Genomic DNA, 15,438 nt, shown 5'->3' with positions numbered 1-15,438 from the left:
GATACCTTCCCTTATTTCGGCTTATCAAAGTTTGGTGGTGGTGTTAGGAGAATTAATGCCAGTTTGGTTTACTGTCTCTTCGGGGATGGGATCACAGAGTTTACTGCCTGGACGGCCAAAACTTTCTCCTGATTCCAAAAACACTTGGTTCAAATAAATTTGTCCCCGTTTGTTCCATTTTTTCACCACCTTTGGTTTCCCAGAGGGGAAGAAGGTTTGGTAGGTTGCCAATTGTCCATTGTCAAAGTATTCAAAATGTTCGCCGACTGGAACTCCCATTTCATATTCCGAAGATTGGCGGATTTGGCCCGATGGGAAATACAAGGTTTGGGTTCCATGTTTTTGTCCATACCGAATGTGCCGGGATTCGAGTAAAACTCCCGAAAAGGATTTTACCGTATAACTTCCGTGAGGTACACCTTTGTAAAATTCGGTTTCATAGGTTTCGGCAAGTACGGCATTTTCGGCCACATAAAACCCATTGAATGGTTTTCCCTTGTACAAAAGGAAATGGTTTTGGTCTTCCGAAAGGTCTTTGTCCCCTTGTTTGACCGTTTCTTTGCCACAAGACAAACAAAGGAAAAACAAAAGTGAAACAAAGACAAATCGAATTGGGAACAACAAGGCCTTGTTAGTTGGAAACCGTTCCTGGTGTTCCATAAAAATAAGAACCAATTAGTGTAGGGATTCCTGCAGTCGGATCAGAAGTGTAGTGATAATGATATGTTGCTACTGAAAAATGTTGCGTTGTTGTTATATGACCATGATTTGAATCTAGACCTGAACCAATTGTTGGAGTTGTAGTTACATTACTCGCATTTGTACAATCACGTCCATATAGTGCAAAACCATCAATTAATACCCCAATCAAATTGGAATTGTTGTTCGATACATTCAAAGGTTGTGAATGGTGGTGGTACACACCTGAATTTTGTGGGTGTCCATTGTATTGGTCAAAGGTTTGTGCTTCTGTCGAAAGTGTATCAGGGGCTGCTGCTGCATTATTAAAAATGGCAAGTCCATTCACAGTGATCCCCACGGAAGCATACCCACTTTGGGTTCCTGTGAGGGTTCCTGATTTCGCAGCAGGCGAACTAGGGATGGTGTACACCAAACACTGGGAGGAAATTTGGTTGGTACCTGCTGCTTTTTGTCCACTGCCTAAGGCTTCATACCGTGGTGAAGTGGAACCAAAATAATAACTTTTGTTATTCGGGATATTTTGAGAACGGAATACATAATTACTTCCGGAAACAGAACCTACTGCACATTTAAAATTGTTTCGGATCCATGCAGGTAAGTCTGCTGACATAGAAGATGTCATACCAGTGATACAATCGGTATTGGTATCCAAAGTGGCAGTGGAGTTCACAACCGTGGTTCCTGTGTATGCCGAATTGGCACAAATTTTAGAAGCTGCTACAGCTAACAAAAGTAAGGTTTCATCATCAGAATCTGATTTGGGTTTGCAGTTTGTGAGGAGAAGTACGAAGAGTACGAGAAGAGAGGTGGTCGCTAAAATTTGTTTCCTTTCCATAGAGGAAACAGCATAGAACGATTCTAGGTCTTGTCAAGGAATTTCCCTAATTGAAATTCCTTTCTTTCGAATATTGGAAAGTTGATGAGTCTTTGTACTAATAGATCTTCAACAGTTCGACTTCAAAGATAAGTGTGGAATCAGGAGGGATGTTTCCCACACGTTTGCTTCCATACCCAAGTTCTGGTGGGATGATGAGTTTTCGTTTGCCACCCACTCGCATGCCTTTGATTCCTTTGTCCCATCCCTTCACCACTTCCCCAGCACCAAGATTAAATTCAAAGGGACGGTTGCGGTCTCTGGAACTATCAAATTTGGTTCCGTTTTGCAATTTGCCTACATAATGAACAGTCACATAAGAGCCAGAAAATGCTTCATCCCCTTTACCAATGACAATGTCAATGATCTGGAAATCTTTTTCTGCGGACGCGATGGGGAGAACCAAAAGAAACAATATCGAAATCAAAAGGGAAAGGAATGGTTTCATATCTATCGAAAGGGTAAAGAAACGGCAGAACTTTGCCAATGAAAAAAACTAGCCTAGGGAACTTAGAATTTTAAGTTGAAACCATGTTTCATGAATTGGTCTTTTATTGCAAAGAATTGGAAGCTTTTATTTTCCGAAATCAAATCCAAGAATTCAAAGAAGGGGAACACGATAGTTTTTTTGCAGAAGAAATGTTAAAAACCATCCAAACGGAATCATTAAAAATTCCGACTTCGGAAAAACAAAAGTACCCAAATCTTCCTTGGGAAAAAATGGATAGCATGTGGCAAAAGGATTTGGCAAGAGCCTACGATTACATCGACTTAAAGATGTTATACTATGTTTGCGCCTACGAAATTCCCAAATTCTCTAAAACAATCAAATTGGAAATTCGTTAAAAAATTAGGCAGCTGTCCTACCATTGTTTTTGATGATTTCAATGTTCTCTTCAAAACGAACTTTTTCAGCATAGGTTCGTTTTCCAGAAAATTCTACACCCACAAGCAAATCACCTGATTCTTCTTTATGAGACCAAGCAATTTTCCCAAAAAAACGAAATGGGGTTTGGAGTTTGAATACCAATTCTAATAAAATTCCTTTTTGTTTTGGAAGAGTTTCCACCAAACTGCTATTTGAGATCTTAAGTTTGAGACCAGTCGCAGATAAGTCGAGGACTGGAAATTTTTCCACAGTTGTCATTAGATTTGCATCTTTGATCCTTTCGATCATTTCTGCAATTTGTGTTTGGTAAAACTTTAAATCGTCTTCGGTGATGTTTTTGTCTTTGGTTTGTAAGAAATAATATCCAATAGGAATAATTTCTTCTAATTCGTTTTTGTACAAAATTGGTAATATGAGTTCCGATTTGATTTTTTTGTCACGAGCGGCAAACGCGAGTTTGTCGACATTCTCTTCGATATCATCTTCGTAATTTAAAAAACCTTCCGCGTCCATTCGGTAACTTTCTGGATTTGTTGCATCTTTGATGAACAAAATCTTTTGTGTTGATTTCACAACATCAAACTTACGTTCCATTCCCGATTTAAAAATGTCCATCATTCCAGCTTCACCAGAACGAACCATCATACGTTTGCGATAGTCTTCAAAGTTAACACGTACAAGTGTTGGGATATTAAACATATTTGCTTCGATGATGGTTTTGGAACTGACGATATTGGTTACATTGACCATTCCTTCTTCGGTGATGGTAAATCGAGGGTTTAACCTTTCTTTTTTGGCTATGAGTACTTTTTCGACCTTTAATTGGATTTTATGTGGGGCCAATTGTTTGACAAAGGTACAATGGAGTTCTAGATAACGAGCAAGTAACTTGGAAAGAACAACAGTAGATCCTTCACCAATAGGCCAAACTTCTGCCCATTGCACAATAATTTCTTCACCACCAGGCACTTCTTGTAAAACCGTCATGGTTTGCACCTGACCATTCCAATTGGCTTTCATTTCCTGATTCATTAAATAGTGTAAGATCACATGGTTTTTTTGTTCTTTGCCTGTGATTTGGTCCATTGGTCGCATAGCTAATTTCCAAGTTCTATTCTATAGTAACGGGAAATAAATTTCCCATCTATTGGAAAGTAAAGCCCATCCGCATCTCTTTGGCAAGAAAAAGGATTTTTTAAAGAAGGAGTAAGTGTTTTTTTTCAGTGAATTCATAACAGAAACGAATCCACGAAAAATGATTTTGTAAGTGGGAAAACTCGGGAAGGTACTGAGATAAAAATGATTCGCAACGTTTCTCGCGTTCATTTTGTTTTTTTTCCATGACAGTTGTTAGATCATAAATTGTTTTTTCGTATATGGCTTTGTCCATATAACCTGCAAGCATTGCCTGTTTTAAAAATTCATTTTTTTGTTTCCACTCACTTGGGGAAAGTACCGGGATTGATTGGATCTCCGTCCAAAACTCTTTGAGGGCTGTTTCAATCTTAGGGATTTCCTTCTTTATGCCTTCACATTTATAATACAAAGTACGAAGGTGGCTTTTGGCATTTTGTTCGATTTCCGCCAAAGTTTCTTCTTGGAAGGGAGGGAATAGTTTCGGAAAGGAAAATGTGTAAACAGGTCCTGAGTAGGGGACATACATTTCCAATTGGTAAAAAGAATGGGTAGACCATTGTAAGGTTCCCTTGACAGACAAACCTTCGACTTCGATTTCAATGGTACGAATTCCGAGCATACAAATCAATTGCCTTCGTAGCGATTTTTATTGTCCTCTTTCCATTTTTTTTGAATCCTTTTTGCAACCAAATCTGGGTGGGAAGACTCTGGTATGGAGAGACTTATGACTGACCAAAATCCAAACCAAACTCCCAAAATTCCCAAGGCAAAAGGGACAAAACGGGCCCTATTAGTGGAAGGTGGTGGGATGAAGGGAGCCTTTTCGGGTGGCGTACTTTATGCTTGGAACCGGTTCCTTAGGCCAAATTACTTTGATTTGGTGGTGGGTGTCTCATCTGGGGCTTGTGCTGCGGCCTATTACGTGTCGATGCCGAAAGTTGAGCCTGTAAAAAGTGAAAAAGCACTTGGGGTTTGGTACAGAGATCTCTCTGGCAGTAAACTCATTTCCTACTTTCACCCATTCCAAGGGAAAACATTCTTAAACCAAGAATACCTAATTGATTTTATCTTTCGTAAAAAAGTTCGTTTGGAATCCGAAACTCTGGATTCGAAAAAATTGCCTCATTTTGTCATTGCCGTTAGTAATTTACACACACATTCCATCGAATACATCAAAGCCACATCCAATAATGTTTTTGATTTATTAAAAGCTGCAACTTCTTTGCCGATTGCTACTAGAGGGAAACACATGTTAAATGGGAAATTATATTCAGATGCAGCCATCCTCAATCCACTTCCCATCCAAGATATCATTGAAGCTGGTTACAAAGAAATTGTAGTCATTATGAATTCTCCAATTCGGCATATCTCAGGCCCTCTCACTCGCCTAACAAGTCTACTCGCCTTCCCAAAACACAGAACCATCAGAAGGATGATGCGTAAACTCCACCATTTTCATTTTAATTTAGCGAGAGAAATTGTGGTAAAACCTCCGAGAGGGGTAAAGATCATCACAGTGGCTCCTGACGAACCTCTGCCGGTCAAACTCACAACCACCATTCGTACTAAATTGTATAAAACGGCTTTACTCGGTGTCAAAAAAGGAGAAGAAGCCATTCAATTCATTCTCAAACGTAAGAAAAAACAAAATAATTGTTCATCTTAGTTGTTAGGTGGTTCTGTTAGGTCGGTTAAAAAGAATCCGCCATACGGTTTGTTGAAAGCATGGATAAACTCGCCACCAACATGCCATTTTCCATTTCGATACATACTGACAAATACCGTATTATCAGGGTTTGGTGCCCAATTGATGATTGTATTGGATTTTGATTGGAACGCCCCAGCATAATTGGAAGTTGTCGATCCATTGAGTCCCGTAAACGATCCTCCTACAAAAAATTTCCCATCCGCACCAGGTGTGATGGTATTCACAAAACCATTTGCATAAATGGGAGAGGGGTTTACGTAGGATTGTGTACCTAAATCAAAAATTGCAAAGTTTGGAAAACTCCCAATCCCTGAAATGGATGTAAAGATTCCACCCAAATAAATTTTTCCCTCATATAGGCTTTGTGTTGTCACATCACTCGACGGATAATTACTTGTGGAAGGTAAGGATATGGCTGTACCATTCACCAAATCAACTGCTCGGTAATTGCTGATGGTATTATTACCATTTAACGTTGTGTAAAGCCCACCTAAATATAAAGCATCACCAATCACTAGCATGGAAGTAGCGCTATTTGCGCCTAAGTTTGGGTTCCAATTGGTGAGTTGGAATGTATCCGAAGAAATGGCCGCAACACCATTTCTTGTTTGCCCAGACACAGTGGTCATCCCTGTTCCGCCAAAGAAAATTTGGCCATTGGCACTCGTGATGGTTCTGATTTCAAGCGAAGGGTCAGTGATTAGTAAGTCTGTTGGGTTTAATTCATAATTGGGTAAATTGAGAACTGCAAATCCTCTGCGAGCGATGCCATTGATGGTTTCAAAACTTCCACCAAGAAAAAGATGATTGTCTTTCACATGAATGGATTTAATGGGATAATCGAATTGGGGAGTTCCATCAATGGGCGCACCAGATGCTTCATCAATCACAACAAAATTTCTTTTTGCTTGGACATTCACTGATGATTTAGCATTTGTTAGTGCTACGGCACCTCCATAAGGTATGATGGCACCACCAGGATTTGTAACAGGTTCTTCCAAAGAAGGATTCCAATTGGTGAGATTACCACTAGGTAGATCAAAACCAGCTGCATAATTTCTGGGAATCCCTTTCGCATTTGTAAATTGGCCAAGGGCATACAATTGATTCCCGATGATTTGTATGGTAGATACAGATTGGTCCAGACCAAATGTATTATTGGTCGCAGTTCCCAATTGGTTATCCACGGCAACAAGGCCATTTGTTGTCGCCGCTCCTGTAACAGAAGTAAACGATCCTCCTAGATACACTTGATTTTCATACTGTTGGATGGATTCTACAGTTGCATTGGGATTTGGATTCCATGATGCTAAGGTCCCATCAGGATAAAAGGCTACCGCGTTATTTCTGGGTGTTGTAAAACTCCCACCCACATACAGAATTGGGCTTCCTTGGATATCCGTACCCAAATATAATTCGTAAGCGGATCCAGAAGCAGAGAGTTGGCTTGTAAAACTAGAATCGATACTCCCATTCGATGCAGATAGTTTCACAATTCCAAATTTGGAGAGTGAATTGACTGTCTGGAAACTACCTCCCACAAATAGAGAAGACCCAAAGGATGTGATCGCATAAACAAAGTTATCGATCGCCCCTGCATTAAAACCGCTATTCAATTGGCCCGAATACCGATTCAAAGAAGCAAGATTACTTTGTGTGCCAGATCCCCAAGAGCCAAAAAACCCACCTACATATAAATTATCACCTAGTACGTGTAAGGCATAGATCGTACGCGAAGGATCGGAGACTGGATTAAAATTAGGATCCAATTGGCATCCAGGAAGGATATGGGCTACTTGGCTTCTTGCAAACCCTTGGACATGGGTGAATTCTCCTCCAATGTAAAAACCTCCACTGCCATCCGATACGGCGGTGTAGGTAGCTCCTTTCACTTTTAAAAACGGACAAAAACGACTTGGGACTGCTGACCCTGATTGTGGGTGTAAAACAGATACACTTCCAGTCGCAAGCCCAGCTAACGTAAAATCACCAGCAATCAAAAGATGATTTCTGTAGGATGTCATTGCATACACTTTTGCAGGTGGACCAAAGACTCCTCCATACAATCCAAACTCCTCGTAGAATGGAAAGGCAGGAAGACAAGAGGGAGATTTATCACCAGTGGCAAATCTCATAAGGGATGCTAGAAAAAAAGATTTAGACTCTACATCACAAGTGCTTTCTAAAGGACTTGGTTTGCATAGAGTAAAGGATAGAGTGAAGGAAAATAGAATCAAAAGCCGAAGGGACACTCGGAAAAATCGAACCATTCTCTCTATTCTAAAAATGGTCTTTACTTGTCGACTGTTTTGGAGGGGATCGATTTGATTTTGTTTTTAAATTCCAACTAACGAGAAGTTGGTTTTCATTCTGTTAATGTGGTTCTGACAATGCCTCCATTCATTTCGCGGAGAGCAACACTGAAGATTCCAGCTAAGTAATACCTCCCATTTTTAAACATAGAAGAGTAGACAACATTCGTGATACCCGCGTTCCATTGGTACATCGAATTGGTATAGGTTTGGTAGACTCCAAAAGTATTAAATTTGGTATCTCCATTGATGTTTACGAAGGATCCACCATAAAACACATTCCCATCTGGATATGCTGCAACATAATTTACCATATTTTCTGCAGATACAGGATTGGGTTGGAGGTAGGATTGTGAACTTAGGTCGTATACAGCTGCATTATTAAACGTACCAAGCCCGGTAATGGATGAAAAGAATCCACCAATATAGATTTTGGAATTCGCATAGGCGAGGCTATACACAAGACCACCTGGTAAATTAGAAGAACTTGGAAGATTCATCCTTGTTCCATTCAGTTTGTCGACAGCTTGTAAATTTTGGTAACCACCAACTCCGTTGATTTGGGTAAAACTTCCCCCAATCCAAACTAGATCGTTCACAACAAGGATACTTTCTCCACTACTTCCACTACCTAAATCTGGATTCCAAGTACTTAAGGAAAGGTCAGATAAGTTTAATGCAAACACTCCATTTCTTGTTTGGCCATTCACAGTACCCAAACCGATCCCACCAGCATATACTTTTGACTCATCACTGGAAATCGTTCGGATTTCTGGAGAACCCGATAATACGGTATTAGTAGAACTCACTTGGTAATGGGGTAAATCTAAAATAGCAAAGGAAGTTCTTGCTTGTCCACCAATGTTTGTAAACGTACCTCCCACAAACAATCGATTCCCATTTACATGCATCGATTTGATCGGATAATCAAAATTAGGTGTGCCTTCGATTGGTGCTCCCGTATACTCATCGATGACAGCAAAATGATTTCTACGCACAACATTCACAGTCGAACGATCAAACGTAACGAAGACAACTCCATTCCCGGCAGGTAAAATAGAAGATCCAGGATTACTGATCAGACCTTCGAAATTTGGATCAAATGTGGTCACGGATTCATTTGTTAGATCGAGGGAAGCCATCGAAACTCTGGGGATTCCTTTTACAGTAGTAAACTGTCCACTGATGTACAATGTATTTTCAATGACTTGTAGACTTGCCACATATGCATCCAATGCATAATTATTGGTGATGAAAACACCTGTATTCTGGTTCACAGAAGCCATATAAGAGGCAACAGTTCCACCGTTAATCGTTGTGAACCCGCCGCCCAAATAAATTTTATCTTGGTATTGTTGGACAGAGTTAACTTGTGCATTTGGATTTGGGTTCCAACTTGTCAATGTGCCATCCGGGGTAACCGAAAGAGCATAATTTCTGCTAGGTGCAGTGAAGTCCCCAACGATAAACAGATTAGGGCTACCTTGAGAATCGGTTCCGAAATGTAAATCGAGACAAGATCCGGTTGTAATGGAAGGGTTAAACGATGTATCCACAGCGCCATTGGCGAAAGAAACTTTTGCAATTCCTCGTTTAGTGATTCCACCTATCTGTGAAAAACCACCACAAACATAAAGAGAATTGAAGATCGTATCTAAATCAAAAACGGTACTATCTATATTTTGGACTGAAAACGATGGATCAATATCACCAGTATAACGATTCAATCGAACTAGGTATTTTTGAGTGGTGTCACCCCAGGAAGTAAAGTCTCCTCCCACATACAAGTGTTCACCGTTTAAGTATAACGAATAAATGATCCGAGTATCGGTTACATCTCTCGGGACTTTAAACACACGGTCCACTTGGCAACCAGGTAAGATATGTGCAACGGCGTATCTTGCTTCCCCTTGGACGGCATAAAATTCTCCACCGATATAAAATCCACCTGCTCCATCGGAAATAGCGATCAAGGTAGTGCCCACAATTTTCAGATAACGACAATACCTGCTTGGTACTACTTTCCCATTTGATGTTTGCAAAAAGACAGCACTCCCCGTAGAAGGTCCCATCAATTGAAAATTTCCACCAATGATGATTTGGTCATTGTAACTTGTTATCGCATTTACACCCACATCACCAGACGGAGCTTGGAAAACCCCCCACAAGTCTTGGAAATCAAAAGAGGGAAGGCAAGAAGGAGAACGATCTCCAGTGACAAAACGAATGAGGGACCCAAGTGCATAACCTTTTGATTTTCCATCACAGGCATTTGAAAGTTCAGGGGGTTTGCATTGGAAGAGCACAATACAGAATAAAACATACGTTAGAATCTTAGATCGTGCCGTACCCATGGGGAAGATGTTACCAAACGGGAAATAAATTGTCTAGCGGTTTGTTAGATTCCAATCTTTCTTTTTTTAGTCTAATCGGTGTATGTTTTGGATTTCCCTAATCTTGGTTAGTTTGTTCGTGTTTCTCTATTGGCTTTGGCCAAAAAGAAACAGATCGCAGTTAAAAACTGTTACTCCATCGTACAATCTGTCCTCATTACAACCATTAGAACCAATCTCCAGAATGGTAGAAAGTGTAGTCTACTTTCAAGCGGGAGAATCTAAATTGGAACATCAGGAAATACGAAAACTCAAAGAATGGATGCGTCCTTTTTTAAAACAAACGTTAGATTCTGTCCTTCTTGTGGGTTCAGCAGACACATCGGGCAATTTGGCAAAAAATCGAAAATTGGCAAAAGAGAGGGTCCATTACATCCGCCAAGTTTTGGTGTCTTTGGGGATTGATTCCAAGTTGATCCAAACTGTCTCCTTAGAACCAATTTTTGGGAGAACAGCAAAGGAACGAAAATTGTTTCGATCTGTTGGAATCAAACTTTCTATTTTAGGATAAGGGTGACAAATCTGAATGTCATACCAATTTTGTCAGAGAGATGATCCGAACTGAAATCCAAATTCGATTTAATGATATGGACCCGATGCGTAGAGTGAATAACGCAAGTTATTCGGCGTATTTAGAGTTGGCAAGACTTGATTTTTGTAATCGGTATTTATCAGTTGCTACACTGGAAGACATTCCCTTTGTCTTAGCACGAGTGGAAATAGATTTAGTTTCTTCTGTATTGCCTGGAGATTCCATTTATGTAAACACTTGGGTTTCTCAAATTGGAAATAGTTCTTGGGAATTTTCGTATGAAATCAAAAACCAAATAACAGATGTTTTGTATGTGAAAGCAAAAACTGTCCAAGTGTATTTTGATTACAGGGAAAAGAAAAAATTACCCATTCCGAAAGAGTTTCGTACTTCGTTAGAAAAAGAAATGTTGTGATTCAAGGCATTCCTTACCAATTGGAATGGATGATGGATACGATAAGTCAAATGACTTACAAGAAAGAAAAATAGATCACAATCCAATTGAAAGGTTTGTGACTAGTACCATTTTACCTATTTCAAAACAACTCTTTGGAATCAAAATGTTTCCACTCCCAATGGTAGGCGGACTTATCTCCAAACTGGATGCATTCCTCTAACCAATTTGATTCCACTTCTGGTTTGAGTGTTTCAAAGGTTTCGATAATGGTGCGGATGAGTTCCTTGTATTCAGGAACAATTTCTGGTAACAGGGGATCCGTTTCTCTGTTTAAAAGGCGGACCACCGATTGTAAGAGGGCAAAATAGATTCCTTTTTTTAAGAGATCTGGTAATTCTTTTGGCAAAGGAACCAGGGCTTCTAGTTTTTGAAAATGCGGGATGAGTTTTGGAACCTGGACCAACAAATGGCTTGGCAAAAGGTTTTGGATTTTTGTAAGATACACTTCATTCTCTTCATTTGCCATGGAACCATCCCACCTTCCTATCCAATCTCAAATCAAGTCGCTTTGTGAAAAAGAAGGATTTTCCTTTGTCGGATTCACAAAAGCGGAAATCCCAGAAAAAGACCTAGAGTATTTGGACCAGTGGATTTCTGAAAAAAAACACGGGAATATGGACTGGTTTGCCAAAGACCATGCTCTTTCCATTCGCAATCGATTTGAGAATTTGGGTTTTAAACCCACATCGGCCATTTGTTTGGGATTTGTTTACCGATCGAGTGAAGGGGAAGGCCTGTTAGCTCATATGAAAAGGAAGGTATCTCGTTATGCTCTTGGCACTGATTACCATATTGTACTACGAAAAAAAGGAAACCAAATCCTAAAAGAACTGAAGGCACTATACCCCAAAAATCATTTTCGCCAATCTGTTGATAGTTTGCCCATCGCCGAAAAAATTCTCACAAGGGAATCAAAGATCGTATGGCAAGGGAAACATACAAACCTTATCCATCCAAAGTTAGGATCTTATTTTTTTCTATCCATCATACTCACCGATTTAGAGTTAGGTGAAACAAATCCAGAGGAAACCACAACTGACCATTGTGGGAGTTGCAGGCGTTGTTTGGATGTATGCCCAACAAATGCCTTGGAACCATACCAGCTCGATGCATCCAAATGTATTTCGTACCTCACTATCGAAGATAGAACTCATACAGAAGTCACAGATTCTTTTTTAAAATGGGATAAACAGGGCTGGGTCTATGGTTGCGACCTTTGCCAAGAAGTTTGCCCTTGGAATGAAGGCATCGCCAAACGAAACCAAGTAGAAACGATGGAACCTAGTTTTTTACCTAGGGAATTTTGGAGAGATACGATATTTCAAGAGAAACATATGTTATCGGAAGAAGAATTCCAAACTTACTTCCAAGATTCACCAATCGAACGAATTGGCGTTTCGATTTGGAACCGGAACCAATCCACTTAAAACAAATTTCGTAAGGATTCTGTCGCGAGTTTTGGGTCCTTTGCCGAACAAATGGCACTCACAACCGCGAGTGAATTGGCACCTGCCTCGATCACATCCTTTGCATTGTCTAAATGGATCCCACCAATGGCTACTATCGGTAGAGTCGTTTTTTCTCTAAGCCAACGAACACCTGCTAGGCCCCATGCAGGTTTTGTATTGGTTTTGGTTTTTGTATCGAATACGGGTGAAACTGCCAGATAATCGAGGTTGGGATTTGGATTTTCTTTTTGTAAATTTTCCCAATCTTCTTTTGTTTCGATGGAAAGACCAATGATCGCTCTTTCTCCAAGGAGTTTCCTTGCAACAATCCACGGTAGGTCCGATTGGCCCAGATGGACACCATCAGCTCCCGATGCCAAACAGAGATCCACTCGGTCATTGATGAGGAGGGGAACTTGGAAAGGGCTTAGGATTTTTTTTAGGTGGATCGCAAGTTCTAAAAATTCACGGGAAGAGGTTTCTTTTTCCCTCAGTTGGACAAGGGAAACTCCACCAGTCGCAGACAAACGAACAACATCTTCTAAACGATGGTGGAGACAAAGAGGCCTATCTGTCACCAGATACACCCCTTGGATTCTATTTTGCATTTAACTTTTGTTTAATGGTATCTGCATTCAGTTCATATAGGGCATCAAGGAATGCCACTTGGAAACTGCCTGGGCTGGAAGTTTTGGTTTTTGCCATTTCACCTGCAATTCCCATGACTGCCATCGCAGAAGTTGCCGCACGAAACTGGTCTTTTTGAACTGCTGCAAAGGCACCACAGAGGGCAGAAGCTGTACAACCAAGGCCTGTCACCTTTGTCATCAGTGAATCACCATTGGAGATTTGGGCTTGGTTTGTGCCTTTTAAGATATAATCAGTAGCACCACTGATCACAACCACTCCACCAGTGACATTGGATAAGGACTTACCTGTGTCCACAGCGGACTCGGAGGAATCAGTTGCATCCACACCTTTTGTTTTTCCGGAAGATGAAAGTGTAGATAAAATTTCAGATGCATTGCCTCTGATTATACTTGGGTGGCCTGCATCCAAAATCCTACGGATTGCCGTATTACGAATGTTACTTGCTCCTGCTCCAACTGGATCTAAGACCAATGGTTTCCCAATGGAAACAGCTTTTTTAGCTGCTTTTTCCATACTTTGGATCCAAGGTTCGGAAAGAGTTCCAATATTGATGACCGTTGCCGAACAGATTGTAACCATTTCTTCCACTTCTTCAATGGCATGAGCCATAATGGGAGAAGCACCAATGGCAAGAAGTGCATTGGCAGTGTTGTTCATCACAACGTAGTTGGTAATATTATGAACTAAAGGGACTGTCGAACGTAGGAGTTCTAAATCTTCGATTGTATTTTTTAAAATGTTTTGGGACATACGGAGGTTTCCTAGGAAAACCTAGGCAATCTTCGTTATAGCGTCTTCTACTTTTTTGATTAAATCCGATTCCGACCAAGGTTTGTTTAAAAAACTATGGAGATCCACTTCCCCTTTTAATTGGTTAAGGGAATGTTCATCAATGTGTCCGGAAATAATTATTTTTTTGATTTTGGGGTAGGTTTTATGTACTTCACGTAAGAACTCATCACCACGTTGGTTTGGCATGAGCCAATCGGAAATGATGATGAGGATGTTGATGCCTTCTTCTGCTAATTCTTCAATGATGGACCATGCCTCTTCTGTATTCTGGGCAGTCTCATAACGATACTCGTTCCCAAAATGTTTTTTCAGCTGAGATTTCAAACTCATCAATATGATTTGTTCGTCATCGACGAAGAGGATGGCACGGTTCATGGGAATTATTTTCCGTCGTGTGGGCACTCAACCAATTTGTCATGGCCTGGGCAGGAACGTTTTTCTTTTCCTGGGCAAATGGCAAATACGGATGTTGCAAAGAATAAAATGGATACTAAACTCACTGTTAATTTCATACGAAATCCTCTCTCTCGATTAGACGACAATTGATTGGGGAATGCAAGAACGTTTTCTTCAGACTTTGGTTAGAATTTCATACCCTTTGTCTGTGACAAGGATGGTATGTTCAAACTGCGCTGATAATTTACCGTCTTTGGTGCGGACGGTCCATTTGTCAGAACGATCAAAATTCACTTCCCAAGTTCCCAAATTGACCATCGGTTCTACGGTAAAAATCATACCTGTTTCCATTTTGGCTAATTTTCGGGGAGAACGAAAGTGGGGAACTTGTGGTTCTTCATGGAAATTTCTTCCTACACCATGGCCCATGAGATCACGAACGATCCCGTACCCCATTGGGGTTAAAAAATCATCAATGGCGTTCCCGATATCATCAATGCGGTTTCCCGGTTTGATTTGTTCGATTCCAATCCACATGGCTTTTTCGGTATCAGCTACCAGTTTTTCAGCTTCGGGAGAGGTTTTTCCACCCACAATAAATGTTTTGGAAGTGTCTCCGATGTAACCATCCACAATAGGAGAGACATCTAAATTCACGATGTCACCGTCTTGCAAAACATCTTCTTTTTTGGGAATCCCATGGCAGACCACTTGGTTGATGGATGTACATATGGATTTCGGGAATCCTTTGTAACCGAGTGGGGCAGAACGGTGTCCATTCTTTTTGGTAAAAGTTTCGGCGATATCGTTTAGTTCCAATGTGGAAACACCCGATTTCACAAAAGGTTCCAAATAAACTAGGAGTTCGGCGGCAAATTTACCCGCCTTCCTCATCTTTTCAATTTCTGATTTGTTTTTGATATAAATCACGGATTAGAAATCAGTCGACCGAACCGTTGTTCTTTTGTTGGCAGAAGTTCTTTCGAGAGCTTTGTCGATCAAACGGTAAATTTCTTCGTTGATACCGTCAATGGCATCCCCGGAAGTCATAAATCCCTTACTTTTGATGTAAGCTTTCACTTTAGAAGTGACAATAAGGGATTCTTTCGACGTTGTTTCTGTTTGTTCTTCGGACATGGATACCTCG

Annotated in this window: 19 protein-coding genes; 5 read left to right on the top strand and 14 right to left on the bottom strand. The window is 40.5% G+C overall.

All coding sequences use genetic code 11. The annotated features are described in order from the left end of the window. Positions 1-24 precede the first annotated feature (24 nt). From ND812_RS16170 to ND812_RS16160, 3 genes are all read right to left on the bottom strand, one after another. Positions 25-660, bottom strand: coding sequence for a toxin-antitoxin system YwqK family antitoxin (locus ND812_RS16170; RefSeq protein WP_265376386.1), 636 nt, complete (start codon positions 658-660; stop codon positions 25-27). Then, the gene (locus ND812_RS16165; protein WP_407658588.1) at positions 632-1,522 is read right to left on the bottom strand and encodes a YHYH protein; all 891 of its coding nucleotides are present in this window, start codon (positions 1,520-1,522) and stop codon (positions 632-634) included. The genes ND812_RS16170 and ND812_RS16165 overlap by 29 nt, the downstream gene beginning before the upstream one ends. A 112-nt stretch (positions 1,523-1,634) precedes the next feature. Then, on the bottom strand, positions 1,635-2,024 hold the full coding sequence (locus ND812_RS16160; protein WP_108959439.1) for an FKBP-type peptidyl-prolyl cis-trans isomerase: 390 nt from the start codon (positions 2,022-2,024) through the stop codon (positions 1,635-1,637). A gap of 83 nt (positions 2,025-2,107) precedes the next feature. Here ND812_RS16160 and ND812_RS16155 point away from each other — a divergent pair, with 83 nt between their 5' ends. Beyond that, complete coding sequence (locus ND812_RS16155; RefSeq protein WP_265376384.1) at positions 2,108-2,422, top strand: HepT-like ribonuclease domain-containing protein; 315 nt, start codon at positions 2,108-2,110, stop codon at positions 2,420-2,422. A gap of 4 nt (positions 2,423-2,426) precedes the next feature. Here the strand turns inward: ND812_RS16155 and ND812_RS16150 are convergent, their stop codons facing one another. Together ND812_RS16150 and ND812_RS16145 are read right to left on the bottom strand one after the other, a co-directional pair. Next, positions 2,427-3,560, bottom strand: a complete 1,134-nt coding sequence (locus tag ND812_RS16150; RefSeq protein ID WP_265376383.1) for a DUF1577 domain-containing protein — start codon at positions 3,558-3,560, stop codon at positions 2,427-2,429. Positions 3,561-3,660: 100 nt separating this feature from the next. Then, a complete protein-coding gene (locus ND812_RS16145; RefSeq protein WP_108959436.1) occupies positions 3,661-4,221 on the bottom strand; it encodes a hypothetical protein in 561 nt (186 codons plus the stop codon). Between the two features lie 105 nt (positions 4,222-4,326). On the opposite strand from ND812_RS16145, the gene ND812_RS16140 reads away from it, so the two are divergent. Beyond that, complete coding sequence (locus ND812_RS16140) at positions 4,327-5,268, top strand: patatin-like phospholipase family protein (protein WP_265376382.1); 942 nt, start codon at positions 4,327-4,329, stop codon at positions 5,266-5,268. Here ND812_RS16140 and ND812_RS16135 read toward each other — a convergent pair. Both ND812_RS16135 and ND812_RS16130 read right to left on the bottom strand, forming a co-directional pair. After that, positions 5,265-7,580 (bottom strand): hypothetical protein, encoded by a 2,316-nt coding sequence (locus ND812_RS16135; RefSeq protein WP_265376381.1) that lies wholly within the window; start codon positions 7,578-7,580, stop codon positions 5,265-5,267. The genes ND812_RS16140 and ND812_RS16135 overlap by 4 nt on opposite strands. A gap of 95 nt (positions 7,581-7,675) precedes the next feature. Beyond that, positions 7,676-9,976: a hypothetical protein gene (locus ND812_RS16130; RefSeq protein ID WP_265376380.1), complete on the bottom strand. Its 2,301-nt coding sequence runs from the start codon at positions 9,974-9,976 to the stop codon at positions 7,676-7,678. Between the two features lie 223 nt (positions 9,977-10,199). Between ND812_RS16130 and ND812_RS16125 the strand changes: the two genes are divergently transcribed. Then, a complete protein-coding gene (locus ND812_RS16125) occupies positions 10,200-10,526 on the top strand; it encodes an OmpA family protein (RefSeq protein ID WP_265376379.1) in 327 nt (108 codons plus the stop codon). Between the two features lie 40 nt (positions 10,527-10,566). After that, on the top strand, positions 10,567-10,962 hold the full coding sequence (locus tag ND812_RS16120) for an acyl-CoA thioesterase (protein ID WP_265376378.1): 396 nt from the start codon (positions 10,567-10,569) through the stop codon (positions 10,960-10,962). 121 nt (positions 10,963-11,083) lie between these two features. On the opposite strand, the gene ND812_RS16115 is transcribed toward ND812_RS16120, so the two are convergent. Then, positions 11,084-11,470 (bottom strand): LIC_11502 family protein, encoded by a 387-nt coding sequence (locus ND812_RS16115; RefSeq protein WP_265376377.1) that lies wholly within the window; start codon positions 11,468-11,470, stop codon positions 11,084-11,086. Between ND812_RS16115 and queG the strand changes: the two genes are divergently transcribed. Further along, positions 11,469-12,431: a tRNA epoxyqueuosine(34) reductase QueG gene (gene queG, locus ND812_RS16110; RefSeq protein ID WP_265376376.1), complete on the top strand. Its 963-nt coding sequence runs from the start codon at positions 11,469-11,471 to the stop codon at positions 12,429-12,431. The two genes, ND812_RS16115 and queG, sit on opposite strands and share 2 nt — an antisense overlap. Here queG and thiE read toward each other — a convergent pair. The 6 genes from thiE to ND812_RS16080 are packed head-to-tail and all read right to left on the bottom strand — an operon-like array spanning position 12,428 to position 15,428. Next, the gene (thiE, locus tag ND812_RS16105; RefSeq protein ID WP_265376375.1) at positions 12,428-13,060 is read right to left on the bottom strand and encodes a thiamine phosphate synthase; all 633 of its coding nucleotides are present in this window, start codon (positions 13,058-13,060) and stop codon (positions 12,428-12,430) included. The genes queG and thiE overlap by 4 nt on opposite strands. Next, complete coding sequence (thiM, locus tag ND812_RS16100) at positions 13,050-13,853, bottom strand: hydroxyethylthiazole kinase (RefSeq protein ID WP_265376374.1); 804 nt, start codon at positions 13,851-13,853, stop codon at positions 13,050-13,052. The genes thiE and thiM overlap by 11 nt, the downstream gene beginning before the upstream one ends. 21 nt (positions 13,854-13,874) lie before the next feature. Continuing rightward, the gene (locus ND812_RS16095) at positions 13,875-14,270 is read right to left on the bottom strand and encodes a response regulator (RefSeq protein WP_265357136.1); all 396 of its coding nucleotides are present in this window, start codon (positions 14,268-14,270) and stop codon (positions 13,875-13,877) included. A 5-nt stretch (positions 14,271-14,275) separates the two neighbouring features. Next, positions 14,276-14,407, bottom strand: a complete 132-nt coding sequence (locus tag ND812_RS16090) for a hypothetical protein (protein ID WP_265376373.1) — start codon at positions 14,405-14,407, stop codon at positions 14,276-14,278. Positions 14,408-14,465: 58 nt separating this feature from the next. Beyond that, complete coding sequence (map, locus tag ND812_RS16085) at positions 14,466-15,221, bottom strand: type I methionyl aminopeptidase (protein WP_265376372.1); 756 nt, start codon at positions 15,219-15,221, stop codon at positions 14,466-14,468. Positions 15,222-15,224: 3 nt separating this feature from the next. Next, positions 15,225-15,428: a hypothetical protein gene (locus tag ND812_RS16080; protein ID WP_002978419.1), complete on the bottom strand. Its 204-nt coding sequence runs from the start codon at positions 15,426-15,428 to the stop codon at positions 15,225-15,227. Between the last annotated feature and the right edge of the window lie 10 nt (positions 15,429-15,438).

This window comes from Leptospira limi (genome assembly GCF_026151395.1).
Taxonomy (GTDB): Bacteria; Spirochaetota; Leptospiria; order Leptospirales; family Leptospiraceae; genus Leptospira_A; species Leptospira_A limi.
The sequence above is the reverse complement of the archived record's forward strand: the minus strand, read 5'-3'. Positions and strand labels throughout refer to the sequence as shown.